Raw genomic sequence first — 24,786 nt, forward strand, 5'->3', positions numbered from 1 at the left:
GATGAGAGTGAGCCAACGTATTAACCTCCTTTACCTGAGAAGTTTATTTCAAAGTCTGTAAGTACTGAACAATATCTTTAATTTGACCGTCATCAAGCTTACCGCCTGCTTCTTTACCAAAAGCCGGCATTTTGTTGCCCGGTTTTTGTTCTTGCGGATTATGTATCCACAATGCCATTTTCTCAGGAGTGTGTTCCAGAATTCCGGCAAGTGTATCGCGATCAGCGAAACCTTTAAGGTTAGGAGCAACACCAGGACCGTTTGCATTAACAGCGTGACAAGACATACAATTTTCTTTGAAAAGCTCTTCACCCTTTTGTGCAGTTGCCGGCACAGTAGCAGGAGCTTTCATTTTCGCGACCCAAGCATTGAAATCGGCTTCAGATTTCGCTTGAACGGTAAAGTTCATCAAGGCATGCGAGGCTCCACAAAGCTCTGTACATCTTCCTTGGAAGGTTGCGATTTCGTCAGCTTTAAGATAAAGCGTATTATGGATTCCTGGATTTGTATCCACTTTACCACCTAGGGATGGTACCCAGAAGGCATGAGCCACATCAGCTGAAACAAGATCGAATGCAATAATTTTATCCTTAGGTACGACAAGCTCTTGAGCTGTAGCGATGCCTAAATCGGGATATTCAAACTGCCACCAGAATTGATGTGCAGTTACTTTGACATGAACCGCATCTTTGTCCTTATTGTAATTCGTTGAATGCTTAAACGTGTAGGACACTGTCGGCACCGCAAGTACTAACAGAAGAAGAATCGGAACGACTGTCCAGATAATCTCAAGCACGTGGCTACCTTCAACTTGCTTAGGTATGCTATTATCACCTTCACGCTTACGAAAGCGAATTAATACATACACATAAATCGCAAATACGACAATTACGACAAAAACCATGATAAAGAGACTTAATTTCATTAAATAAAGCTGCTCGGTTGCCACAGGACCTTTTGGCACTAAAGCAGACAAGGTTGGGTCTCCACACCCGGTTAGCAAGAACGTCATTGCCGCTAAAAGGGGCACCAGACGCCATAACTTTTTCAATCGACTCATTGTATCAACCCCACTTTTAAAACAATATTTTTACCACGAAGGCCATGCCCATGTCAATTCACTTTATTAACTATAAATTCGTGAAAAGTTTTTGTCAATCGCTGGAGGGAAGTTCACAAATTGTTCTTAAACCGCTCTGTAGCGATATATTTTCCCTCCATGGTTATTTCCATACACCCGCCTCTTTATGCATAAAAGCCTTTATTTGAGATCACGAATAAAAGCGCAGAAACATCCCATCCTATGAACATTACAACGTATATGGGAGGTCTCTTTTGATGCTCAGGAAGTTAGGTTTTCCGATTTGTGGAATGATATTCCTCCTGCTCACATTATCCGGTTGTGGAGAGAATGGAAGAGAATATGGGAAAAGTCCCGACCACACGAATTTTGGCGCCCCTGTCGAAAAAACAGAGGAAACCGAAAGAGCTTATCAAACCCAACAGCTCTATGGTCCAGTTACGCACAACAATGCAAAGCTGGAATACAGCCAATTTCTATCCAATCAATTACATGCTATGAATGGGGTAAATACAGCCATCGTCATGACTACGGATCAAAATGCTTACGTCGCTCTAATGATTGACAGCAGTGCTGTTGGTACCAAGGGTTCCACCAGAGAGACGAATAATCAGGGGACTAACAAAGGCTTTTATAACGATCATGCGCCATTCAATGACACCATGCCGTCCAATGATTTAAACAATGGCTTCAATAGTTATGAAACTGCCGTGCACCACGATATGCTTTCTCATCGATTCAAACAAGCTATGGCCGAGAAAATTCGTACGCTGCAGCCTAACATCATGGATGTATACATTTCAGCAAACCGTGATTTCCTTAATAAGATGAACAACTACGCCCAAGAAAGCTGGAAAGGCCATTCTCTGACGCCGTTATTAACGGATTTCAATCAAACGGTTACTCGCGTTTTCGGCACTGCGCAAGTATTGCCTTAACAATAATGTAGAAGCAAACTACTTGAATTCATGAAAATTCCTTCTATATAAAGTAGTAATTACACTGCTTGTTGGTCGGCTCCTGTTTTCATTTGTCTGGCATTCCTGTACAATGAGGGAATCGTCTTTAACAAGGAGAGACTCTGGTCAATGACCAAAGTCCCATATTAGCAGGAAAAAGGGAGCTGGCCAATTTACCATGTCAAACGGATTTGCCTCATTAGGAATTAGAGAAAGTCTTGTCAACGTTTTACAATCTGGAGGAGTCGTAGAACCGACCCCCATTCAAAAAGAAGCGATTCCTGTTTTATTAAAAGGTACAGATGTTATCGCACAAGCCCAAACAGGTACAGGTAAAACCCTTGCCTTCGTACTTCCTATATTAGAAACAATTGATGTAGAAAGCCCAGATGTCCAAGCACTTATATTGACACCGACACGTGAATTAGCTATTCAAATTAGCAACGAGCTGAAAATCCTCGTCCCAGTTACAGGAGCAAAGGTTTTGGCCGCATATGGCGGGCAAGATGTAGAAAAGCAGCTTAGAAAGCTACAAGGCAACATACATATAGTAGTAGGGACACCGGGAAGATTGCTTGATCACCTTCGCCGCGGTTCTATCAACTTCTATAAATTGAAAATACTTGTATTAGATGAAGCCGATCAAATGCTGCATATGGGCTTCCTTCATGAAGTGAAGGATATCATTGCCCAAACGTCGCCTTATCGTCAAACGCTCCTCTTCTCTGCAACTATGCCTGAGCAGGTCGTAAACCTATCCAAAGCTTATATGAAAGAAGCTAAGGAAATTAAAATTCAAAGTAAACAAGTGACTTTGACAGAAATTAAACAAGTCCTTGTTCCAACGACAGATCGAGACAAGCAAGATGCTTTGATCGCAGCCATTAAAGAATATAAGCCATATCTTGCGATGATTTTCTGTCGGACGAAAGCTAAGGCTATAGCGCTCAATGAGGTTTTGCAGGAAATCGGCTTAATGTCGGATGAGCTTCACGGTGATTTGTCTCAAGCGAAGCGCGAGCAAGTCATGAAGCGTTTCAGAGACGGGCGAATCGAACTTTTGGTTGCAACGGATATCGCAGCTCGCGGCTTAGATGTTGAAGGCGTCACTCATATTTTCAATTATGATGTCCCGCAAGATGCCGAGAGCTACATTCACCGTATTGGCCGAACTGGCCGTGCTGGTGAATCGGGTGTAGCTGTTACTTTTGCTACACAGCGAGATATGCCTACCATTGAATTAATCGAAAAAGGGATTCGGATGTCCTTGAGAAGTCCGGAACAGCAGCAAAGACGTGTTCGTTCCAACTCTGAGGAATATGTAGACACGGATGGCCGAGGTTCCGCGCGCAGAAGCAGCGCCGGCCAATCACGCGGGGGCCGTAATGAAAGAAACAGTGCAGCCAGCGGACGCAGCGGAAGATCAGGCGCTCGTGAAGCTAGCCGTGGCGGTCGAGACAACGTTCAATATGGAACTAGAAGTTCGTCCTCTAGAGGCGATAAATTCGGTTCGCGAACCGCAGCACCTGGAAGTGCACGTACGGGCCCACGTCCTGAGAAGGTTAACTCGGAACGTAATCCGAACACATGGGGACGCGCTGAGAGTAAGGAGCGCCCAGCAGCGACGAATGCTGGGCCAGGTCGCGGTGACAACATGAACGCAGCTAAAGCACGCGTCACTAAGTCATGGAGCGGCGGAAATGCAGCTGAACGAGCACCTCGCGCTGAAGGTCGCGGTGAAGGTACAGAGCGGAGACGTTCTGCTCCTCATGGCGATAAGTCTTACTCGCCATATAATAAGTATGCCGGCACGGGCCGTGACGACGCAGCAAGCGCGTCACGTACGATTCGCGGCGGCAAAGGCCGTGGCGACAGTGCGGAGCGCGGAGCTCGCGGGGCAGCAGCGCCGCGGGGCGAGGGCTTTGGAGCCCGTGGCGGAGCGCCGCGGGGTGAAGGCTTTGGAGCCCGTGGCGGAGCGCCACGGGGTGACAGACCGAACGCTCCGCGGGGCGGGCAAGCTGGCGGCGAACGCGGCGGCCAGGCACGCGGGCGCGGCGACAGTGCCGAGCGTGGAGCACGCGGCAGTGCGCCTCGCGGTGACAGCTTCGGGGCTCGTGGCGGAGCGCCGCGGGGCGACAGATCCAGCTCGCCTCGCGGCGGTCAATCAGGCGGTTCCCGCGGCAGTGCACCTCGCGGTGGTGGGCGTGGCGGAAAGCGTTAGGAAAAAAGCGCTTTCCAAGCAAGACTTTACCGAATAACCCGAACGTTGTAAAATATAAATACGGTTGCAAGTGATCCTACTAATCAAAAATCGTTTCATACCGTTGCACGCACGTAGGATTTACCCCCCACAATTCCCATTAAGGAGGTATGTTCCATGTACGCATTAAAGGACAAGGAAATGATTTTTGTATTCACCGGTCCTCACGGTGCTGGTCGTAAGACGGTCGCGGAAATGTCAGGCTCTACGCTCGGCATGAAGCAAGTCATCTCTTATACCACCAGACCTCCGAAGGCTACCGAAGAAGATGGTCAAGATTATCACTTTATCTCTCCTGCTGAGTTTGTTAAAGCGCAAGCTGCTGATGAATTCATTGAGGTTAGTACAGTTAATGACCATTTGTATGGCATCAAAAGTGCAGATATTGAACACATGTTCGAGCTCAGCGGAAGCATTTATTTAATCTTGAACCGCTTTGGCGCCGAAACCCTCAAAAAGATTTACGGAGATCACGTAGTCCTTATCTTCATTCATGCCGGGCGTGATAAACTTGAACAACGGATGAAAGAAAGCGGAGATTCTGAAGAACTCATTTCAAAGTATCTCTCTTATTACGAAGAGGAATTAGCTTTCCGTGACCAATGTGATCATGTGTTTGAGAATGTTGATCTAGCGCATACCGTGTTTGATTTAACGAAAACGTTGGATCAGTACTTAAATCGCAATTTAGTTGATTTAGATTAAATAACAGACCTGGACGGAACTTCGTCCGGGTCCAGTAGATAAGAAAGTATAAGTTTTATACTTTTGCTTCGCATCTACCTTGACAAACGCGCTCGTCCCTGAAGGACGACGGAGTCGTTTATCCTTGCGTAACAGTTAACGGCCGTGATGCCTTCATAAAGGAGTTGTCCACTTGAAAATTATATCAATTGAACCTACACCTAGCCCGAACTCGATGAAGCTCAATATGGATGAGTCGCTACCTACTGGTGTGCGAAAAACATATACGAAAGAAAACAGCAAGCAAGCACCTGAAAATATGGGACAATTGCTAGCTGTCCAAGGCGTGATCAGTGTGTTCCACGCAGCGGACTTCATTGCCGTAGACCGCACCTCTAAGGGGGACTGGCAGTTCATTCTGGCCAGAGCCCTTGAGATTTTTGGCGAAGCGCAGCCATCTGCAGACGGAGGCCTGCCTCCGGAACAGCAGCCCACGGCTGAAACCGCATTCGGTGAGGCACAAGTCCTCGTGCAGATGTTTCGTGGCATTCCGCTCCAGGTGAGGGTCCGCGCTGGCGCAGAGGAAGTGCGCGTAGGAATGCCGCAGCGCTTCACTGAGGCGGCAGTTCGCGCAGGTACGGCATCGCCGAACCTGATTAAGGAGCGGAAGCTCGAGGAACTCGGCGTACGCTACGGCGAGCTCGGAGAAATCGCGGGCGAAGTCGTCCAGGAGCTGGACGCTTCTTACGACGACGCCCGCGTCGAAAGCTTGGTCTCCCTCGCGATGCGGGAGACCTCAGAAGAAGCCCCCGCGGAGGAATCCGCGGAGGTTGAAGATGCTAGCGCAGCCCTTGCGCAGCTGCGCAACAGCGACTGGAAGCTGCGCTACGCCGCGCTTCAGAAGATCCAGCCGTCGCTCGAGACGCTGCCCCTTCTCGTCCATGCCCTGCAGGACGAGAACACGTCGATTCGGCGACTAGCAACCGTGTACCTCGGGGATATTAAGGAACCCGAGGTACTGCCCTTCCTGTATCGTGCCCTCGAAGACGATACACCTTCCGTTCGGCGGACCGCAGGCGATACATTGTCCGACCTCGGAGACCCTGCCGCCATGCCGGCCATGGCGAAGGCGCTCAAAGACCGCAACAAGCTAGTCCGCTGGCGCGCGGCGCGCTTCTTGTACGAAGTCGGAGACAATACCGTGCTGAGTGCCCTGCACGAAGCTGTCGACGATCCTGAATTCGAAGTGCGCATGCAGGTGAAAATCGCACTCGAGCGTATCGAAGGCGGGCATGCCGCCGAAGGCTCCGTATGGCAGCAAATGACTCGTAGAAACGAATAGTGTTTCAATGAACAAGCTGTCTAAGTACATTGTGTATGGCGGTATGTGAAACCCCAATGATGCAGAAGCATTGCTTGCTTATCCGTGTAGAGTTGTACTTTGTACAACTTTTAGGTACGCTAATCACCCTTTTCCTCACGAATGTTGTACAAAATACAATAATTCCAACCAAAAATAGCCATATAGCCTATAAAATATCTAAATTGTTGTAGAACATACAACATTCTCAGCTTCTAAGAGGAAATCAAGGAAAATTGTTGTACACAGTACAACTAGCCTTGCTAATTCTCCATTGTTTCAAAAAACAGAAGCACGGACGCTAACCAGAAAATCTGGCTACCTTCCGTGCTTTTTTTACGTAATAAACAGGGGACAGCGACCTAACGCTTTTCAAACTGCTCGAAATACAAAATCCGCTCCAAAATCGTTGGATGCGAGCCACGAAACCACTGAACCAGCTTCGGTTGCGTGACGGGGCTGAGATTTTCTTTGGCAATATGTTGAAAGGCGCGGATCGCGGCGCTGCCGTCTCCCGTCATTTTCATAGCATAGGCATCTGCACGATGCTCGATGACTCTTGAGAACGCATTTTGCGCTGGCGCCGAGGCAAAACTCATAATCGTCACAATAAGCAGTAAGATCGGCAGAGCAGCTAAATCGTTTTCCCCTCGAATTCCCCAAATTGAACCCCATCGCCGAATAAACCAACGATAAGAATGAAAGGCAAACCAGAAACCGATAAAACTAAGAAGGATTCCGTAGGCAATTCCTAGATAGATATGCCGTTCGGCGTAATGTCCCATTTCATGAGCCATCACGGTCAAAATCTCATCAGGCTGCAGCTTCTGCAGTATCGTGTCCCAAAGAACGATACGGGCATTCCCCCCAATGCCGTTCACATAGGCATTAATTGTATTAGTCCTCTCAGACATATTGACTTCATATACTTGATCCGCAGGGATCTGTGACCGCGCAGCAAGCTGGAGAATTTGTGCCTTTAGCTCTTGATTTTGGAGCGGTTGAAAGTCGTGATACAGCGGGTCCAGCACAACGGGCTGGATGAAGGTGACGAACAAAATTAGCGGAATAGATACCAGCCAGAACCAGAGCCACCAACGGTTAGGACTCCATTTTAGCACCCCTCTGAAAATCCATACGATAACTGTCGTACCCAAGACATTAATCAGAAAATCTTTGCCATGATCACTCCAGAATAAGGCTAGCATTTCCGTGGACAACCCGTAAGCCTGATCGATTTTGAACAGGAAATAATCAATCGGCAGCAAGAGCACGTCCATAAGCAAGGTAAATAAAAATACAAAAGCAACCATCTGCAGGAAGGAGGCGCGGAACATCCTTTCTGCCACACGGCGAAACCGTACTGCAATTCCCAGCAGGGCCACTAGGACACCCATCTGTAGCGGAGTACTTAGGAAAAAAGCTAACGACCGTATGCGTGACAAGGACTCAGCCTTCGTAATTTCTTGTGTGGTCATGAACGTATGAGGGTCAGCACTGGTTCCAATAAGTTCAAGTGGGATTTTGAATAAATTCCCTTTTAAGAAATATACGATTAAGGTTAACGCATATACACAGAAGGTTACGACAAGACCTATGTAGAAACGCTTCATTTCATACCTCCACGGCCAACTTCGTTCAAATTAATCAATAACCAGTCTGGTGTAAAGTCTCTAGACAGCAGCCACACTTGGGTGAAATGTCCATTTCTTAGGACCAGATTACGCTTCCGGCCAAGTATATCGGACATCCCAAACAAAAGAGATAGATTACGAATAAGCAGCATACAGGGATAATCATGAGAGTAATCTTTTAATTTATGTTCCTTACTTTGAATGCGGTCATTAATGACCTGAATAAACGTATCAATTCCTTCGGCGCTAGGCTTAGTCAACTGGGAACGCGACAGCATAAGCCGTGCTTCCTCGGTATCGTAGAACAGATGGGTGACTTCTAACCCTACTCGATTATTTCTGGCATCCTTAAGCAGCGCGTCAGGCTTTTCTTGCTGCTGAACCATCTGTAGGGGAACCTCATTATTCACATTGTATAAATCCAGAAAAATATCAATTGCGATTTGTTCCATCGCCTTTTTCTGATCCTCGTGTTTATTCATATGTCTCTCCTATGTCCATTGAACGGGTCATTCTCCCATTTTACCCTATTCCATGAGCTTATACCTCACCAAGGATAAACGACTCCGTCGTCCTTCAGGGACGAGCGCGGTTGTCAAGGTAGATGCGAAGCAAAATTATAAAACTTATACTTTCTACGAACAAATACGCCAAGCCTTTTTCGGTTCATAAATCTAATAAAATCATGGGCAAATGCGCGGTCACCCGTTCTCCTAGACTATGCGACAGTTGTTATTGTATGTGCATTGGTTGTGGTTTGATCATTTTCAATTTGCAAAAATAGGTAGTCAGTCACTTTATTTGATTTTTCCATTTACCCATGTTGTAATGAGAAGACAACCCAGATTGGACGTGGGAAATGAAGAAAATAACTTGTTGCTTTTTAATGATATTCAGCATCTTTGGTTTGGCAATCGCTATGCCTACATCCCCTGCTCTAGAGAAGGTATTACCTATATCCGCTACTAAACCAAATCTGGATGGTACAGAACAACCAGCACAAGTACAAGTACAAGTACCAGTACCAGTGACAGTACCAGTGACAGTACCAGTGACAATATCAATACCTTCGACTGTACCGTCGATTAAACCCAAGATGAATCATCATTTTCAGTTAGAAAATGTTACTGCTCTATCGCAATTGCCCGAGCTTCCGAACGGATGCGAAGCAGTCGTTGCCACGATGCTGCTAAACTGGGCTGGAGTCCCCGTATCCAAAGAGGAGGTCGCTAATGCACTCCCCTTAGGCGAGTTGCCCTATGTGAATGACGACGGAGCATTTATTGGCAGTAATCCCAAAAATGTGTTTGTAGGCAGCCCTTATGAGGTAGGTTATGGTATTTATCATAAGCCGATCGCGGACATGCTGGATCAATGGTTACCCGGTCGAGTTAGGGATTTGTCTGGCATTGCCTTTGATGATTTGCTCACGATTATTGCACAAGGAAAACCAGCCATGATCTGGGCAACCGAACATATGGATACACCTTATCTGGAGATGGAATGGCAAGATGAGGAGGGGCAGCCGGTCGAGTGGTATCAACCCGAGCACGCCTTACTCTTAACAGGCTGGGACGACGATTACGCCTATATGAACGATCCTATGACCGGAAAGCAGGAAGCTTATGTTTTATCTGATTTCAAAATAGTCTGGGAACAGATGGGTTCTCAAGCGATTACAGTTAATTAACAGAGCGCCTCAAGGATAAACGACTCTGTCGTCCCTTCTGGAACGAGCGCGTTTGTCAAGCTAGGTGCGAAGCACCAGTATAAAACTTATACTTTCTTGTCTACTAAAAAAGCCTGCATAAGTGCAGGCTTTTCAATCGAGTCCGACGATTAGGGAGGAATTCCTGCAAATATACAGTATTATTGAAGCATTTCTGCTTGTACCTGAGAAGTAGCTGCGAAAAAGTGTATTTTTGCATGCATTTTACTTACCGAGCTAAATAAGAGGTAAAAAGGATGTATACATGCAGCCATTCTACAAAAGCTGATCTGCGCTTCATTGAAGTTCGTATCACACAGTCTTTATTTTGTCCCCTAATCGACTCTCATCATTAGGCGAATTGAAGAAGCTGACAAAAAAATTAGAAAGGGGGAGTCCTAGCTCTACCTCGAAACTTATACTTTTATGTCAAGGATAAACGACTCCGTCGTCCTTCTGGGACGAGCGCGTTTGTCAAGGTAGGTGCGAAGCAAAAGTATAAAACTTATACTTTCTGCCCTGAAAGTTAAAAATTTTCATTCATCAGTGATGCCGCAACGCAGCATGGAACTACTTAAAAAAAGCATGAACCGCTCGATCTATGCCGAGTAGTCCAGGCTTTTTTTATAAGGGATCCATTTGCACAGCCGCTTGCTTACCGCTAAGCTGTATGCCTGTGTGCTTACGTCCATGCGAGCTCAAATCTTTGGTCAGCGTCTCAAGCAATTCTTTTGCCTTCGCGCCTTCTTTGCCTGAAATCTTCACGACCAGCAGCACAGCGTCACCGCCTTGCAGAATGCGCTCCGCCTGCTGCCTCTTCGTCTCTAGGTCATGATCTTCGATGTGAGGCGTTAAGCGGAGCTCCTTGACTTTAGGTGGTTGCTCCCGCTTGCGGGCCTGCTGCTTTTCCTGCAGTGCTTCTTGCTTCGCTTGCCCCGCGCCAATGAGTTTACAGGGAGGTGGACTGCTCATCAGAGAGGTGCAGATTAAATCCACTTTCAGCTGCTTCGCTAGCTGCAGTGCTTCCTTCGTGGACATTACGCCCAGATCTTCGCCAAGTAATCCCGTAACATGAACTTCGGATGCTTTGATTTTCTCATTCTTAATCATTGTGATTACACCTAATCTTTCGCTATAATGAACCCATCAACAGGAAGAGGTTGTTTAAGGAGATGTCTAACCCAATATGAATAATAAACAATTAGAAGAGCAAATGATCGAAAATTACAAACGTGAAGAGCATATGATGATCCTCGTTTTTGCGCAATGGTGTATCAACCATGATTTGGATCCTGCTGCGCTTTATCATAGCGCATATCCAGACCAACCTAATAACGAAGCTCTGCAGCAAGCTCTTGATTTAACGGTTCCCAAAGATGAAGCCGGTGAAGTCCCTGACGACACTGTACTAGGCGTACTTTCTCTATTCGGCAATGAGGAGCTAGCCTTCATCGTCACACAAGAAATCGATAAGCGGCCGAGAAAGAACCGTTAATCGTTCTCCAAGGATAAATGACTCCGTCGTCCTTCTGGGACGAGCGCGTTTGTCAAGACTGATGACGCGAAGTGTAATAAAACTTATACTTTCTTATCTACTTAAAAAGCATGCTGCCTCATCTCAAGGTTAAAAGCTTCAGCCAACAATTCAATTGTTTGCAGTCTCGTTTCATAGCGGTAGCCGCCAGTCACGACCATCACTTCATCGACTTGGTAGCTTTCGGCTAGTTTCAGCAGTTGCTCTCTCACTTGGTTTGGATCACCAATAATCATACGGGATCGATTGTCCCTTACCCTTGTTTGATCCCAATCTGAGTACACATAGTCAGCCGCTTCTTCGGGCGATTTCACTCCTGTGAATTCGCCCTTTTCCGTTTGCAGGATGCGCAAATCAATCGAAGCCGCAAGCCCCTCGGCCTCCGCCTGCGTCTCTGCGCACAGCACATAGATACACACCGTCGCCTGCGGTACGACATTCAGCGCGGACGGTTGGAATGAGCTGCGGTAGCTGCGCACCGCATGCTGTCCGCCCGCTCCGTTGATGAAGTGCGCGAAGCAGAACGCTGCGCCTGCTTGCGAGGCATAAACCCCGCTCTGCCCGGTGGAGCCGAGCAGCCACACCTGGGGCATCGAGTCCACCAAAGGGGTGGCCCGGATGCCCTCGAACACATGCCCGGGTTCCACCGAGTCGGCGAGGAACCCAAGAAGATCTGTGACTTGCGCTGGGAACCGCTCAAGTCCTTCGAACATGTCAGCGCTGATGCCTCGCAGCGCTTTGGCCGTAAGCGGCGTGCCTCCGGGCGCACGCCCGATGCCAAGGTCGATGCGCCCCGGATAGAGCGCCTCGAGCATACGGAAATTCTCAGCGACCTTGTAGGAGCTGTAATGGGGCAGCAGCACGCCGCCGGAGCCTAGTCGAATACGACTCGTACGGGCTGCCAGCGTGGAGAGGAGCACCTCTGGCGAGGAGCCGGCAAGGCCTGCCGAGTTATGATGCTCCGACACCCAGAATCGGGTGTAGCCGAGACGGTCCGCCACCTGTGCCAACCCAATGGTTTGCTGTAAAGCCTCGCTATGCGTAAACCCGGATGATACCGGTGACTGATCAAGAATACTTAACTTCAGCATTGTCATCCCTTCTTTCTGAGTCATCTGCCGATGATCTTGATTATACAACGTCCGACCAACAAAAGAAAAAGGACAAACCCCTATTGGCGTTGTCCCGGATTGTTAAATTTTGATTAATCCATTCCTCTTACTTACTAAAAGTGTATGGTTAAGAGGAAATTTTATGACTGCTTTTTTATTAACCCCCTGTTTGAAGCTGCCAAACTCAAGGATACGCAGCACCAGTCTCTCTCCACTTCAATGAATCAATTTCTCTAACTTGAGCAAATTGGCATAACTTAACGCCAGGCTATCCATCGGGTTTCCCGGGCAATAATCTTGCTCAACAGCGAACCATTCTACACCATTTTGCAATCCCCACTTCAGAATTGGTGCGAAATCAATCAATCCCGTTCCGATTTCAGCGAAATATTTTCTTTCGTCTGCTGTAATATCCTTCAGATGAAGGATTGGCATACGAAAAGCATAATTTTGCATGAAGGACAGCGGATCTTGATCCGCCTTTTTTACCCAGTAGGTGTCAATCTCTGCATAAATAGCCGGATCTTCCAGCAAAAATGCCAGCGCAAATTTCCCGCCGATTGTCGTATGAAATTCAAAATCGTGATTATGATACCCTACGCGGTATCCCATGCCACTGACTTTGGAAGCGGCTTGCAACAAATCTTGACGCACACTAGCATATCCTTCTGGATTTTGCAGCCCATCCGGTAGGGAATGGCAGATCAGATCCTTCGTATCGAAAAGGCGTGCCTCCTCCAATACAGCGTCCATATCGTTCTTCAATCGCTCCAAACCAACATGCATACCAGCCGTTTGCAAGTCAATTTCATTCATAACCGCAGCAATATCTTTTGCAGGGTTTCCATGTAACCCATCGATTTGGACGGCCGCCCATCCCATCTTTTTCAGCTCTCTCAGCACGCTTGGGAAATCTTTTTTCAATTCGTTTCTCAACGTATATAATTGCGCAGCCAATTTATGTTTAATCATTCCGCCATCTCCTCCCTTTTCAAATCCAACCATTCGACCTCTTGCTCAGTTAAAGGCAAATTCATTGCTTGTATCGAGGAATCCAGTTCCTTGGGGTTTCGAGGCCCAATGATTGCACATGTCGGGAAAGTCTGATTAAGAACGTAGGATAAGGCTATTTGAATCGGTGTTACCTGTTTCTCTTCCGCTAGCTTCGCGGCACGACGATAACGTTCCCAGTTATTTTCACTATAGTACACGCGTACCATTTCCTCATCCGCACGATTGTCTGGCGTGAATTTTCCTGAGAAAAATCCGCCAGCTTGGGCGGACCATGCCAACAATGGCAATTGATTGACCGAATGCCAATCGCAGGTAACCTCATCAGCCGAAACACAGCCCTCCCAGCGGGGTTCGTTAGGCTTGGCAAGACTAAGATTCGGACTGTTGAATGTGAAACCTGCGAGTTTATGGGCAGCCGCATACTCATTCGCTTCCTGGATTCGCTTATGGGACCAGTTAGACGCTCCAATAGCCCGGATTCGCTTGGCCTCAAGGTGTACATTCAGCTCTTCGATGATCGGTCCGACCGCCACGCTCGGATCGTCTCGGTGCAGCGCATATAGATCGACATACTCCGTTCCTAGCCTTTCTAGACTCTCCGTTAAATCCTTGCGGATCGCTTGCGGGTTTACTCGTGGACCCGGGCTGCCGTCATCATGATGAGCACCCTTCGTTAGAATGACCACCTTTCCCCGGTTCCTCTGTTCCGCAAGCCATTGGCCGAGAATCAGTTCTTTGCCACGATATTGATGAGCGGTATCGAAGGCATTGCCTCCAGCGCGAATGTAAGCATCGAGCATCATCCGCTCAGGCTCTTCCAATTTTCTCAAATCTCCCGTTCCCATGAACAACCGGGAAATGGGTTTGTCTACGCCCTTGATGTACATATATCTCATCCTGAATCCTCCTTCAAACATTGACTGACCCACACCAATAAGTACGGCTGCCGTTCTAATCATCCTCTTTAAATACCGGCATCTAACGGAGTTCAAGCGTGAATCTTCAAACATCTCATCGACCGCCAGGAAGTATCTGTCCTCTTTTCACTCTTTTCACTCTTTGACGCTTGTCGATATAACTCTCATGCGGTCCAAAGCCTCTGGTATCGATACCAGAAATAGTGTTAAAATATCCAATGATGTTGCATCTGAAATACGTAAAAGGCGTTCTGGTATCGATACCAGAAGATTTTATATGCTTCTGATTCATAGTATAAATCGATTACCTTCTTTTGACAATGGCATAAATCTATAAAGTATTTAAAGTTCTAACCTGAATAAGGATACGACTTCCGTTTCTGCCAGCCTAACCGATCACCAAATGGTTCTTTTTCAAACCTAACTATTTCTTCTGAAAAAACCTATAGACGCGGTGAATCATAGATAAGATTCCGACTTTTTGGATACTGAAACATATGCTCCCTATTTATGTAAACAAACACCTGACGACTTTCTTGAGGCGAGAGTGTTTGAAAGAAAGTTAGCTACGCCCAAGTTATATACTCACACGTGTAAAGATGTATTTTGTACAACTTTATGCAAGCAAATCCGCGTTTTCCTCGCGATTATTGTATAACATACAACATTTTCAGCCAAAAGTAGCACTATAGCCTCTAAAAAGGCTAAATTGTTGTACGGCATACAACATTCTAAGCATACCGAGAAGAAATCAGGGAAATTGTTGTACGTTGTACAACAACTTGCCTCTCTGAGGCTAACCATCATAGGATTCCCAGCTTACCCCTAATCAAAAAAGCCGTCAGGACAATCCTGACGGCCCTTTTGTCTTTCATCACTTGGATCATGAGCACCTAGATAAATCTGGCTACCACGATTTCCCCTGCATTTCGCAATTCTCCCCCTACACCTTCTATATACGCTTTTTCCGATCGCGAGTCCTTAGAGCCTGTGCCTTTTTCAGAAGCAGCGGTATTAACGCAAAAGCGATGTACATTCCAACTGCGGCATAAAACTTACCCGATCCAATATCTTGCAGCGATGCGCCAAAAACGTTATAAACAACGGCACCCGGAATTATACCTATCAGCGTTCCCCACGTATAGTCCCAGAAGCGAATTTTGGACAGTCCTGCCCCATAACTCACGCCATCGAAAGGAAAGAAAGGCATTAGCCGCATATACAGGACGACCATAAAGCCTTTGTCTTCGGCCTTCTGATCGAAAGACTGCAGCTTCTTATTTCGCAAAATCCGCTGAAAGCTGTTGCGACCCCATTTGCGAGTAATATAGAAAGAAAGCATCGCCCCAGCGCCAGCCCCAATAATATCATAGATAGTCCCCCAGAAAGCTCCAAACACATAGCCCCCATACAGGGTCAACGGCGTCGCCGGGAATAACACCAATGGACGAAGCGTGTAAACAATAATATATAGCAGCCCGCCAAGTGGACCTAAGTCACGCAGCCAACCGGTCAGCCAATCCAGATCCAAGCGCTCCCATACACCGGTCCATTTCAAAACAAGCAGACCCGCGACAGCGATTATAAACCATAACAATAGTATCCAGAGCGATTTCGAGCGCGCCATAGCTCCCCTCCTTTGCCCAGAGTTCTTGGGTTCAATCTTACACAAAGCAAGGACTAAATATCAACCATTGGCATGCAAAAAAGCCCCACCCGCTGAAGACGGTGAGACTCCTAAGAACATACAATCATTTATGCCAACCATTGCTTCACTTTCGAAGCGAAGTTATTCAACATATCCTGCGAACCATATTGACCGCTGAAATCTTCAATGCCGAGGTAACCATCGTAGCCGACCGCTTTTAGGTCACTCAACAATTGTTTCCAATTGACGATACCTTCGCTTAGTGGTGACCACTCGCTTTTCCAAAGCTTGATGCCATCTTGCTCTTCGCCGGTTGGCAACCATCTTGCATTTTTAACATGAACATGCGCTAGATAAGGTCCCAGCAGCTCAAGACCCATGCGGTAATTCTCGTATCCTTCATGGACCATGTTGCCCGCATCATGCAGAACACCAATGTAATCCGGATTAAAGCCCGAAACCAGTCGATGTGCCAATCCAGCACTTGGCGTGATCGTATTATGGTGAATTTCAGCTAAGGCTTTAACGCCATACTGCTGAGCAAATTCCTGCACATGATGTAAGTAATCCACAGCCGTTGCATACAAGTCATTATAATTTTTACTCTTGTCATAGCCGGGAACACCAATACGAATGAAGGACGCTCCTATTTTCTGAGCCGTTTTGAAAACATGCTCGGTCTCTGCAACATTACAAGCGTTTAAGTAAGGAGTCACACTCAAATTCACCAAGTTATTGTTAACAGCAGCAAGTCGGAAACGTTCCAAATCTTCATCCGAACCATTCGGATTAATGGAACAAAGATTATTTCTCCAGAAAGATGGCTTCTCATTCACCGCGTCAGCAGAAACATCTTTAAAACGCCATTCAATGCCTTCAATTCCGGCAATAACTGCCGCCTTGGCTAGTTCTTCTGGTGTCAGGTCAGGTGTCGCTACAGTAAATACGGATAATTTCATTTGAATATGCCTCCTAATTTCATTTGGGGCCCCCGCAAAGTATTGTCTAAACTCTTATCGAAGCAATTCGGTGATGTATAACCGCTTTAAATGGTAAGTTTAGACTCCGATCGAGCTAAAGCTCTATTCGGACGGAATATGCTTCAGAGCAGGTTGATTGTTTATCTATTCTTTATTTTGCAGTATAATAAAAACGTATTCATTGCATTAATTGGGCAAAAGTTTGCTAATATTGACTCCAGCTAAATAGAGGAGAGCTTCACATGCAGGAACTTTACCAGAATCTACATCGCATGATCAATTTTCGACATGGCGTGACCCATGAGCCGCTTCCATTGGATTTCCACCAGCATCAGGATCACTATGAAATATACTTTTTCCTAACTGGAGACGTTCACTACTTCATCGAAAAACAGGTTTACCCCCTGCAGTATGGGGATCTGCTGATCATGCACAGTAATGAATTGCATCGCCCTAATTTTCAATCCAAAAAACAGCGATATGAGAATGTCGTGATCCATTTCAATCCTACGCTAGTGGAGGCGTTTAGTTCTCCGCAGTTTAACTTGCTCGACTGCTTCAATAACCGTATATTTGGTGAGCAAAACCGGATGCGGCTGACTCCACAGCAGATTGATGACATCATGAAGCTTTATGAGCGTATGGAGACGCATAAAAGGCCTCAAGCGCTCCCAGGATCGGAAATCCTCTTTGTTTCAGCCTTTATCGAGCTGCTCGTGTTTATCAATCGAGTTTTTCAAAATCAAGGCAAACAAGAGGAACAGATCATGATTCCCGACAAGCTCTCCTCTCTATTCACCTACATTGACGAAAATTTAGATCAAGATCTGTCGCTCGAGGTACTGGAACACGTCGTGTTCATGAATCGTTCCTACCTATGCAGACTGTTCAAAAAACACACAGGAAGCACCATTCATGAGCACATTTTGTTCAAGCGCATTGCCAAAGCGAAACAGCTGCTGCGCGAAGGCTCAACAGTCACAGATACCTGCCAGCTAGCAGGCTTCAACGACTACTCCAACTTTATTAGGACGTTTAAGAAGGCTGTCGGCCTTCCTCCTCGTCAGTACCAGGCGCAGCAGCGGCGGGTTTGAGCGCGAAATGGCGTATGGAACAGTGCATGATAGCGAATGGAAATGGTGCTGATGAACAAGAGAGCTAGACAGAAATTGAAGAACATTGAAAAGGGCGCTAGACAGAAATTGAAGAAGTGCCATTGAAAAGGGTGCTAGACAGAATTGAAAAAAGTCACCACACAGAAAAAGGTCGCCCAAGTCTTCATGACTTTGGACAACCTTTTTTTGTTGGGACTGTGGAGAGGGTAATCAGAACAGAATGAAATCCGGAGACTAGGAGAGCGCTAACTCTGATGCCAAGTAACTGCATAAAGTGCATTAATTTCTCGAGGAATCACTCTATACGAGTTGACTTGCTGCAGAGAGTGCATCTTTTTTCCCGATTTTGAGTAAAAGACAGCCTGATCGCCGAATTTTGCTGCACTTTTTGCAGTTAAATCATGCATATAAGCGCGTTAGAGTCAAATTTGCTGCACAAAATACATCAAACTGATTCGAGGAGATCCCTCGTAAATTTGCAGCTAGCTATTTGACTACCGAACCCCTCGTCTATTCTATTTCAAATTTTCCGGATTCAGCTGCAGAAGCTCAGGCAGTACGAAAATACCGTCCTTACGAATGAGCACATCGTCAAACCAAATTTCGCCGCCGCCGTATTCCGGACGTTGGATATTCACGATATCCCAGTGCAAGGAAGATTTGTTGCCGTTAAAGGCATCATCGTAGCAATTACCTGGTGTAAAGTGGAAACTGCCGTCGATTTTCTCATCGAAAAGCGTATCTTTCATCGGCTCTTTAATGTAAGGATTCACGCCAATCGCGAATTCCCCTATATAACGTGAACCTTCATCCATATCGAAAATTTCATTAATTCGATCTGTATCGTTAGCTGTCGCTTTGATGATTTTACCATTTTCGAATTCAAGTACGATATTCTCGAAAATGAAGCCATCATGAGGCGTTGGCGTATTGTAGGAAATGATACCATTCACTGACTCACGGACCGGTGCGGAGTACACCTCGCCATCCGGGATGTTGAGCTCCCCATCGCATTTAACGCCGCCGATTCCTTTAATCGAGAACGTCAAATCCGTGCCTGGACCAACTAGACGCACCTTATCTGTGCGATCCATTAGGGCTTTCAAAGCATCCATAGCTTTGGACATTTTACCGTAATTCATCGTACATACGTTGAAGTAGAACTCCTCAAACTCATCCGTACTCATGCTGGCAAGCTGCGCCATGGAAGACGTTGGGTAACGCAGAACGACCCATCTCGTATCTTTAATCCGGACATCAAAATGAACTTGTTGATAATAAATCGAATTGTATAGCTTCATCCGATCTGCCGGAATATCCGACAGTTCATAAATATTGGCTCCGCCGCGCACACCTATGTAGCCTTGCATTTGTTTCATTTGGAAAGCATCGGCATCTGCCCATGTTTGCATTTGAGCTTCTGTACCGTTCATGATGAGTTGACGCATAATTATGTGATCTCTAACATTGACGAAAGGATGCGCGCCAGCTGCGTGAACCTTTTTCACGAGCTCTTTCACAAGAGCTGAATCAATGCCATACGCTTCTATCAAAATATTTTCGCCAGGCTGCGCTTTAACCGAATAATTCACAAGCACATCTGCGAGCTTCGTTAGTCTTGGATCTAGCATGCTTTATCTCTCCTCTTCTTCTACAACAGGGTCAAAAGACGGCTCATTCGTTTGAAAGCCGACCGTAGTCAAATAAAACCACTCCCCATTTTCTTCCTGCGACGCATCGAGCTCAAAGATAAGAGCACGAAACTTTCTCAGCCATTCTGCATATTTCTCTTTGCTCATTTTGACTTCGACCTGGGTCATGATAATCGGCCATTGTGTACGATCAGAAGATGGAATCTGAAACGCCTCTTCAGGGGCATTAATCGCTCTGCGTCTGGCACGTCCAAGTACGCTAAGCGTCCTCTCGCGATAGTAATTCTCTACCTCTGAGACGTATGGCAGCAATTTTTCACTAGGGACGAAGCCGCGGGCTACAGCACGATAAAACTTTTGCAAAATACCATTCTTGAGTTCCGTACGAACGACCGAAATCAAGCTATGCTTCTCAAGCTCATTCAAATGATAATGCACTTTCGCACGCGCCATTCCCAGCATTTTGGCCAACTGCTGACCGGTGTATGCTTTCTCTATTAAATAAAGTAACACCTTAGCGCGAAGCGGATCGCTTATCGTTTTTAATTGCTCAAGTTCTTCAATAATAAAAACCGGTTGCAGCTTCATATGGACTCGACCTCCCTCTATTGTACCAATCTAGCCTTGAAACATGCGCTCATGGTCAACTCTAAATCTCTTAATGAGATTAATTAAACGACGGTCAAATCTTTTTAACCGTATCATAATGCCAAAAGGATTTCATGTCAATTGCAGTCTCAGCAAGCATGAAAGTCTCCTTTTTCGATCGTTTCAACGCTTTAAAGGATTAACGAAGTTAAGCTTTTCTCTATGGTAGCAAAAAGGGACGTTTCTGTCACCCATTAATGGTGGAAACGTCCCTCATTTTTATCGATAAATTTGGCTTCCTGCTTCACGGAATTCTTTGGACTTCTCATCCATGCCGCTGTTTCGCGCAGACTCTTCATCAAGCCCTTGCGCGTGTGCGTACTGCCTTATATCCTGCGTAATGCGCATACTGCAAAATTTCGGTCCACACATGGAGCAGAAGTGCGCCGTCTTCGCGCCCTCGGCCGGCAGCGTCTCATCGTGGTATTCGATCGCGCGTTCCGGATCGAGCGAGAGATTGAACTGATCGCGCCAGCGGAACTCGAAGCGCGCCTTCGACAGCGCGTTGTCACGAATTTGCGCTCCCGGATGGCCTTTAGCCAAATCGGCAGCATGCGCGGCAATCTTGTACGTGATAACTCCAACGCGTACGTCCTCTTTGTTCGGCAGGCCGAGATGCTCCTTCGGCGTCACATAGCACAACATCGCCGTGCCGAACCAGCCGATCATCGCTGCCCCAATGGCAGAGGTGATATGGTCATAGCCTGGCGCAATGTCGGTCGTCAGCGGTCCAAGCGTGTAGAAAGGCGCTTCTTGGCAAACTTCCAACTGACGGTCCATGTTTTCTTTGACCAGGTGCATCGGCACGTGGCCTGGGCCTTCAACCATCACTTGGACATCATGCTTCCAAGCGATTTGCGTCAATTCACCCAGTGTTTCCAGTTCGGCGAATTGGGCTTCATCGTTCGCATCCGCGATCGAACCAGGGCGCAGCCCGTCACCAAGGGAGAAGGCGACGTCGTAAGCTTTCATAATTTCGCAAATATCTTCGAAATGCGTATAAAGGAAGTTCTCTTGGTGGTGGGCTAGGCACCATGCAGCCATGATGGATCCACCACGGGAGACGATACCCGTTACGCGCTTCGCTGTCATAGGAACGTAACGCAGGAGTACACCGGCATGAATGGTGAAGTAGCTGACCCCCTGCTCGGCTTGCTCAATTAGCGTGTCACGGAAAACTTCCCAGGTGAGGTCTTCCGCTTTGCCGTTCACTTTTTCGAGTGCTTGATACAGCGGCACCGTTCCAACAGGAACCGGGGAGTTGCGGATGATCCATTCGCGTGTAGTATGAATGTTTTTGCCCGTCGATAAATCCATGATCGTGTCAGCGCCCCAACGGGTGGCCCACGTCATCTTCTCGACTTCTTCCTCAATAGAAGAAGCGACGGCGGAATTTCCGATATTAGCATTAATTTTCACAAGGAAGTTGCGTCCGATAATCATCGGCTCACTTTCAGGATGATTGATATTGGAAGGAATGATGGCACGACCAATAGCGACCTCTTTACGAACGAATTCAGCATCAAGATTCTCTCGAATCGCAATGTACTCCATTTCCGGTGTCACGATGCCTTGGCGTGCATAATGCATCTGTGTCACATTACAACCTTGCTTAGCTCGGAGCGGTCTGCGGTGTAAGCCTGGGAATATTTCAGCGGCCCCTCTTGCATCTGGAGATGCAAGCCCATTATCTTCTGGCTTCACTTCACGTCCAACGTAAGATTCAACGTCACCACGTTCTTCAATCCATGTTAAGCGATTAGCTGGAAGACCCTTACGGATATCCGTTATCTGTTCTGTATCGGTATAAACACCACTTGTATCATAAACCTGCACAGGCTCGTTAGCTACTTCCTCTCCGTGAATATTCGTGGAGGTTCCCAAAGAAATTTCCCTCATTGGCACTTGAATATCGGGTCTTGAGCCTTTTACATACACCTTTTTACTTCCTGGAAATGTTGAAATTTGGACGTCTTTCACGGAACTACTATTAGTCGTTGTCATATAAATTCCTCCTCTATTTGATGTTTCTAAGCAGCTCATCTGCTGCTTCACGTGGTGAGTGCGCGCTTGCAATCGCGCTGACTACGGCTACTCCATCCGCTCCTGCGCGGATGACGTGGGATGCATTCGAGGCATCGATGCCTCCGATGCCTACGAGCGGCAGCCGGATGCCGCCTGCGCGAATCCGCTGGATGACGGCAGGCCCCTGGACCTCACGCGCATCCAGCTTGGTGCGCGTGGCGTATTGGGGGCCTACGCCCAGATAGTCGGCGCCTTCGGCGAGCGCCGACCGGGCTTCGCCAAGATCGTGGGCTGAGACGCCCACGATCATTTGTTTCAGCCGCTGCCGCACGGCGGCGGCTGGGGCGTCTTCTTGGCCGATGTGAATACCATCGGCCTCAAGCTCTAGAGCGAGCCCTTCATCATCGTTGACGATGAAGGGGATCGCGTGCTGCGCGCACAAGCGGCGCAGCCGCGCGCCCAGCTCGAGCTTCGCCGCCCCCTGCAGGGCTCCGGCGCCCTTCTCGCGGAACTGAAACATCGTGATGCCGCCGGCAATCGCGGCCTCCAGCACCACAGCCGGGTCAGCCCCGGCACAGTTCGGGCTGCCCATGACCAAGTACAAACGCAGCGCCTTGCGCAGCTGCTCGCTATTCATCGTGCACCTCGTATGAAAACATCCTCGTTGACGAAAATGTCTTCCAAGTCAGCATTACTGGCTCTAACTCCACGTTGATAAGCCCAATGATTCGTAGGACCATGACCGCTTCCTATATGTAATGGCTCCGCAATTGCAGCTTGGATGAATCTTTTTGCCAGTTGGATGGCTTCTTTCGTCGTTAAGCCCTGCGCAAGTCCCGAAGTAACTGCCGCAGCAAACGTGCAACCTGTACCGTGCGTGTGCTTGGTAACCAAACGTCTGGACGAAAACTCCGTGAAAGTCTTCCCGTCATAGAGCAAATCAGTTGCATGCTCCGTATTCACTTCATGACCGCCTTTTATCATCACGTTCTTGCAGCCATAGAGATGAATCCGCTTCGCAGCCTGTTGACGCGACTCGCTGTCCGTTATTTGCATGCCGCTAAGCGCTTCAGCTTCTGGTATGTTCGGCGTAACCACATCGGCCAGCGGCAATAACGAGTGAATCATCGCATCGATAGCCTCTTGTTGAAGCAAGGAGGCTCCGCCTTTGGCTATCATCACAGGGTCGACCACGATACGCTTCCACTTGTAATTTTGTATCGCAGCCGCTACGATTCGTATAATCTCACCACTGAATAACATCCCTGTTTTGAGCGCATCTGGAGATAAATCATCCCCAATAGAGGCCAATTGCTGCTCGATCGCCTCAGCGTTCATCGGATAAACCCCTTGAACACCCAGCGTATTCTGCGCAGTCACCGCGGTAATGACCGACATCCCATAAACGCCCAGCTCTTGGAACGTCTTCAGGTCTGCTTGAATCCCCGCACCACCTCCGCTATCCGAGCCCGCGATCGTTAATGCTTTGTAAACAGACATCTTGCTCCTCCTTTCAGCTTCAACTTCTTCATGTCCGCCCTCTCAGACACACACTCTTGCTTCAGCCCCGGTAACACCAGCCGAGAAGGCCATATTCGACCGCTCACGATGGAACATCTGCTTTCCCTCACGCGAGACGTCATTTTCGGCTTTCTCAGATTCTCACTTTTGCTCTTCCCCGACTAAACGCGACTAAAACCCTCCATCGGACTGCTGGCCGAAGCATATCGCTTCTTCGGAATACGGCCCGCTTCGAATCCGGCACGTCCGGCTTCAATCGCCAATTTCATGGCGTAGGCCATTTTGACCGGATCCTTGGCACCCGACACTGCGGTGTTGAGCAGCACACCATCGGCTCCCATCTCCATAGCAAGTGCTGCGTCCGAAGGAGCGCCAATGCCGGCATCGACGATGACAGGTACGGTCGCTTGCTCAATTATGAAGCTCAGGTTCAGCGGATTAATGATGCCTTGACCTGTTCCGATTGGCGATGCGCCAGGCATAATGGCATGAACACCGAGGGCTTGCAAGCGTTTGGCTAAAAGAACATCATCTGATGTGTATGGCAGCACGATGAAGCCCTCCTCCAGCAGCATTTCCGAGGCTTTCAACGTTTCAACCGGGTCAGGCAGCAGCGTCATTTCGTCTCCAATAACTTCGACTTTGATCATGTCGCATAGTCCGGAAGCCTTCGCTAGTCTCGCGATGCGTACAGCTTCATCGGCTGTTTTGGCGCCTGCCGTATTCGGCAATAAGGTGAAATTCGACACATCCAGCATCGATAAGAAATTAGGCTGACTCGCTTCAAAAATATTCATACGTCGCACCGCAAACGTCAAAATCTGAGATTCACTAACCTCAACCGCCTGCTTCTGAATATCGAAATCCGGAAATTTCCCCGTGCCAAGCAATAACCGTGAACGAAACTCATAAGGACCGATTTTTAACATAAGAA

At 47.6% G+C, this 24,786-nt stretch carries 23 protein-coding genes; 7 read left to right on the forward strand and 16 right to left on the reverse strand.

The annotated features are described in order from the left end of the window. Window positions 1-43: 43 nt before the first annotated feature. Window positions 44-1,060: a cytochrome c oxidase subunit II gene (gene coxB, locus ASG93_RS03055; RefSeq protein WP_056828689.1), complete on the reverse strand. Its 1,017-nt coding sequence runs from the start codon at window positions 1,058-1,060 to the stop codon at window positions 44-46. Between the two features lie 278 nt (window positions 1,061-1,338). On the opposite strand from coxB, the gene ASG93_RS03060 reads away from it, so the two are divergent. The 4 genes from ASG93_RS03060 to ASG93_RS03075 all read left to right on the forward strand — a co-directional run bounded on the left by ASG93_RS03060 (window position 1,339) and on the right by ASG93_RS03075 (window position 6,326). Continuing rightward, a complete protein-coding gene (locus ASG93_RS03060) occupies window positions 1,339-2,019 on the forward strand; it encodes a hypothetical protein (protein WP_056828691.1) in 681 nt (226 codons plus the stop codon). Between the two features lie 199 nt (window positions 2,020-2,218). Then, window positions 2,219-4,261: a DEAD/DEAH box helicase gene (locus ASG93_RS03065; RefSeq protein WP_063891745.1), complete on the forward strand. Its 2,043-nt coding sequence runs from the start codon at window positions 2,219-2,221 to the stop codon at window positions 4,259-4,261. Between the two features lie 156 nt (window positions 4,262-4,417). After that, window positions 4,418-5,005 carry a guanylate kinase gene (locus ASG93_RS03070; protein ID WP_056828693.1) on the forward strand — a complete coding sequence of 196 codons (588 nt, stop codon included), beginning with the start codon at window positions 4,418-4,420 and terminating at the stop codon, window positions 5,003-5,005. 172 nt (window positions 5,006-5,177) lie between these two features. Next, window positions 5,178-6,326, forward strand: a complete 1,149-nt coding sequence (locus ASG93_RS03075) for a conserved virulence factor C family protein (RefSeq protein WP_056828695.1) — start codon at window positions 5,178-5,180, stop codon at window positions 6,324-6,326. 380 nt (window positions 6,327-6,706) lie between these two features. Here ASG93_RS03075 and ASG93_RS03080 read toward each other — a convergent pair whose 3' ends face one another. From ASG93_RS03080 to ASG93_RS34780, 3 genes are all read right to left on the reverse strand, one after another. Then, window positions 6,707-7,957, reverse strand: coding sequence for a M48 family metallopeptidase (locus ASG93_RS03080; protein WP_056828697.1), 1,251 nt, complete (start codon window positions 7,955-7,957; stop codon window positions 6,707-6,709). Continuing rightward, window positions 7,954-8,460: a hypothetical protein gene (locus ASG93_RS03085; protein WP_056828699.1), complete on the reverse strand. Its 507-nt coding sequence runs from the start codon at window positions 8,458-8,460 to the stop codon at window positions 7,954-7,956. The genes ASG93_RS03080 and ASG93_RS03085 overlap by 4 nt, the downstream gene beginning before the upstream one ends. 310 nt (window positions 8,461-8,770) lie before the next feature. After that, window positions 8,771-9,073 (reverse strand): hypothetical protein, encoded by a 303-nt coding sequence (locus tag ASG93_RS34780; protein ID WP_056828701.1) that lies wholly within the window; start codon window positions 9,071-9,073, stop codon window positions 8,771-8,773. Window position 9,074: 1 nt separating this feature from the next. Here ASG93_RS34780 and ASG93_RS03095 point away from each other — a divergent pair, with 1 nt between their 5' ends. After that, a complete protein-coding gene (locus ASG93_RS03095; protein WP_056828703.1) occupies window positions 9,075-9,668 on the forward strand; it encodes a C39 family peptidase in 594 nt (197 codons plus the stop codon). 642 nt (window positions 9,669-10,310) lie between these two features. Here the strand turns inward: ASG93_RS03095 and infC are convergent. Continuing rightward, a complete protein-coding gene (gene infC, locus ASG93_RS03100; RefSeq protein ID WP_056828705.1) occupies window positions 10,311-10,796 on the reverse strand; it encodes a translation initiation factor IF-3 in 486 nt (161 codons plus the stop codon). A 76-nt stretch (window positions 10,797-10,872) separates the two neighbouring features. On the opposite strand from infC, the gene ASG93_RS03105 reads away from it, so the two are divergent. Further along, entirely contained in the window at window positions 10,873-11,181 is a 309-nt protein-coding gene (locus ASG93_RS03105; RefSeq protein WP_056828707.1) for a hypothetical protein, read from the forward strand. A 101-nt stretch (window positions 11,182-11,282) separates the two neighbouring features. Here ASG93_RS03105 and ASG93_RS03110 read toward each other — a convergent pair whose 3' ends face one another. From ASG93_RS03110 to ASG93_RS03130, 5 genes are all read right to left on the reverse strand, one after another. Continuing rightward, the gene (locus ASG93_RS03110; RefSeq protein WP_056828710.1) at window positions 11,283-12,311 is read right to left on the reverse strand and encodes an LLM class flavin-dependent oxidoreductase; all 1,029 of its coding nucleotides are present in this window, start codon (window positions 12,309-12,311) and stop codon (window positions 11,283-11,285) included. Window positions 12,312-12,548: 237 nt separating this feature from the next. Continuing rightward, window positions 12,549-13,304 (reverse strand): sugar phosphate isomerase/epimerase family protein, encoded by a 756-nt coding sequence (locus tag ASG93_RS03115; protein ID WP_235550708.1) that lies wholly within the window; start codon window positions 13,302-13,304, stop codon window positions 12,549-12,551. Continuing rightward, the gene (locus tag ASG93_RS03120) at window positions 13,301-14,242 is read right to left on the reverse strand and encodes an aldo/keto reductase (RefSeq protein ID WP_056828712.1); all 942 of its coding nucleotides are present in this window, start codon (window positions 14,240-14,242) and stop codon (window positions 13,301-13,303) included. Before ASG93_RS03120 ends, ASG93_RS03115 begins: the two co-directional genes overlap by 4 nt. A gap of 973 nt (window positions 14,243-15,215) precedes the next feature. Then, window positions 15,216-15,890 (reverse strand): TVP38/TMEM64 family protein, encoded by a 675-nt coding sequence (locus tag ASG93_RS03125; RefSeq protein ID WP_056828714.1) that lies wholly within the window; start codon window positions 15,888-15,890, stop codon window positions 15,216-15,218. A gap of 128 nt (window positions 15,891-16,018) precedes the next feature. Next, window positions 16,019-16,870, reverse strand: coding sequence for a sugar phosphate isomerase/epimerase family protein (locus ASG93_RS03130; protein ID WP_056828717.1), 852 nt, complete (start codon window positions 16,868-16,870; stop codon window positions 16,019-16,021). Between the two features lie 263 nt (window positions 16,871-17,133). Here ASG93_RS03130 and ASG93_RS03135 point away from each other — a divergent pair, with 263 nt between their 5' ends. Further along, window positions 17,134-17,985, forward strand: coding sequence for an AraC family transcriptional regulator (locus ASG93_RS03135; RefSeq protein WP_056828719.1), 852 nt, complete (start codon window positions 17,134-17,136; stop codon window positions 17,983-17,985). Between the two features lie 536 nt (window positions 17,986-18,521). Here the strand turns inward: ASG93_RS03135 and ASG93_RS03140 are convergent. The 6 genes from ASG93_RS03140 to ASG93_RS03165 all read right to left on the reverse strand — a co-directional run bounded on the left by ASG93_RS03140 (window position 18,522) and on the right by ASG93_RS03165 (window position 24,781). Continuing rightward, entirely contained in the window at window positions 18,522-19,637 is a 1,116-nt protein-coding gene (locus ASG93_RS03140) for an aminopeptidase (protein WP_056828721.1), read from the reverse strand. A 3-nt stretch (window positions 19,638-19,640) separates the two neighbouring features. Next, window positions 19,641-20,246 (reverse strand): ArsR/SmtB family transcription factor, encoded by a 606-nt coding sequence (locus ASG93_RS03145; protein ID WP_056828723.1) that lies wholly within the window; start codon window positions 20,244-20,246, stop codon window positions 19,641-19,643. Window positions 20,247-20,525: 279 nt separating this feature from the next. Beyond that, entirely contained in the window at window positions 20,526-22,310 is a 1,785-nt protein-coding gene (gene thiC / locus ASG93_RS03150; RefSeq protein ID WP_056828725.1) for a phosphomethylpyrimidine synthase ThiC, read from the reverse strand. A gap of 13 nt (window positions 22,311-22,323) precedes the next feature. Next, window positions 22,324-22,968: a thiamine phosphate synthase gene (gene thiE / locus ASG93_RS03155; RefSeq protein ID WP_056828726.1), complete on the reverse strand. Its 645-nt coding sequence runs from the start codon at window positions 22,966-22,968 to the stop codon at window positions 22,324-22,326. Continuing rightward, window positions 22,965-23,831 carry a bifunctional hydroxymethylpyrimidine kinase/phosphomethylpyrimidine kinase gene (gene thiD / locus ASG93_RS03160; protein ID WP_056828728.1) on the reverse strand — a complete coding sequence of 289 codons (867 nt, stop codon included), beginning with the start codon at window positions 23,829-23,831 and terminating at the stop codon, window positions 22,965-22,967. Before thiD ends, thiE begins: the two co-directional genes overlap by 4 nt. A gap of 182 nt (window positions 23,832-24,013) precedes the next feature. Beyond that, complete coding sequence (locus ASG93_RS03165; protein ID WP_056828730.1) at window positions 24,014-24,781, reverse strand: thiazole synthase; 768 nt, start codon at window positions 24,779-24,781, stop codon at window positions 24,014-24,016. Window positions 24,782-24,786 lie beyond the last annotated feature (5 nt).

The organism is Paenibacillus sp. Soil787, assembly GCF_001429545.1.
In the GTDB taxonomy this organism is placed as follows: Bacteria; Bacillota; Bacilli; order Paenibacillales; family NBRC-103111; genus Paenibacillus_E.

Excerpts from the sequence above, each read along its gene's own strand:
- coxB (WP_056828689.1), bottom strand. The coding sequence starts at position 1,060 with ATGAGTCGATTGAAAAAGTTATGGCGTCTGGTGCCCCTTTTAGCGGCA.
- ASG93_RS03060 (WP_056828691.1), top strand. The coding sequence starts at position 1,339 with ATGCTCAGGAAGTTAGGTTTTCCGATTTGTGGAATGATATTCCTCCTG.
- ASG93_RS03065 (WP_063891745.1), top strand. The coding sequence starts at position 2,219 with ATGTCAAACGGATTTGCCTCATTAGGAATTAGAGAAAGTCTTGTCAAC.
- ASG93_RS03070 (WP_056828693.1), top strand. The coding sequence starts at position 4,418 with ATGTACGCATTAAAGGACAAGGAAATGATTTTTGTATTCACCGGTCCT.
- ASG93_RS03080 (WP_056828697.1), bottom strand. The coding sequence starts at position 7,957 with ATGAAGCGTTTCTACATAGGTCTTGTCGTAACCTTCTGTGTATATGCG.
- ASG93_RS03085 (WP_056828699.1), bottom strand. The coding sequence starts at position 8,460 with ATGAATAAACACGAGGATCAGAAAAAGGCGATGGAACAAATCGCAATT.
- ASG93_RS03095 (WP_056828703.1), top strand. The coding sequence starts at position 9,075 with ATGAATCATCATTTTCAGTTAGAAAATGTTACTGCTCTATCGCAATTG.
- infC (WP_056828705.1), bottom strand. The coding sequence starts at position 10,796 with ATGATTAAGAATGAGAAAATCAAAGCATCCGAAGTTCATGTTACGGGA.
- ASG93_RS03105 (WP_056828707.1), top strand. The coding sequence starts at position 10,873 with ATGAATAATAAACAATTAGAAGAGCAAATGATCGAAAATTACAAACGT.
- ASG93_RS03110 (WP_056828710.1), bottom strand. The coding sequence starts at position 12,311 with ATGCTGAAGTTAAGTATTCTTGATCAGTCACCGGTATCATCCGGGTTT.
- ASG93_RS03115 (WP_235550708.1), bottom strand. The coding sequence starts at position 13,304 with ATGATTAAACATAAATTGGCTGCGCAATTATATACGTTGAGAAACGAA.
- ASG93_RS03120 (WP_056828712.1), bottom strand. The coding sequence starts at position 14,242 with ATGAGATATATGTACATCAAGGGCGTAGACAAACCCATTTCCCGGTTG.
- ASG93_RS03125 (WP_056828714.1), bottom strand. The coding sequence starts at position 15,890 with ATGGCGCGCTCGAAATCGCTCTGGATACTATTGTTATGGTTTATAATC.
- ASG93_RS03130 (WP_056828717.1), bottom strand. The coding sequence starts at position 16,870 with ATGAAATTATCCGTATTTACTGTAGCGACACCTGACCTGACACCAGAA.
- ASG93_RS03135 (WP_056828719.1), top strand. The coding sequence starts at position 17,134 with ATGCAGGAACTTTACCAGAATCTACATCGCATGATCAATTTTCGACAT.
- ASG93_RS03140 (WP_056828721.1), bottom strand. The coding sequence starts at position 19,637 with ATGCTAGATCCAAGACTAACGAAGCTCGCAGATGTGCTTGTGAATTAT.
- ASG93_RS03145 (WP_056828723.1), bottom strand. The coding sequence starts at position 20,246 with ATGAAGCTGCAACCGGTTTTTATTATTGAAGAACTTGAGCAATTAAAA.
- thiC (WP_056828725.1), bottom strand. The coding sequence starts at position 22,310 with ATGACAACGACTAATAGTAGTTCCGTGAAAGACGTCCAAATTTCAACA.
- thiE (WP_056828726.1), bottom strand. The coding sequence starts at position 22,968 with ATGAATAGCGAGCAGCTGCGCAAGGCGCTGCGTTTGTACTTGGTCATG.
- thiD (WP_056828728.1), bottom strand. The coding sequence starts at position 23,831 with ATGTCTGTTTACAAAGCATTAACGATCGCGGGCTCGGATAGCGGAGGT.
- ASG93_RS03165 (WP_056828730.1), bottom strand. The coding sequence starts at position 24,781 with ATGTTAAAAATCGGTCCTTATGAGTTTCGTTCACGGTTATTGCTTGGC.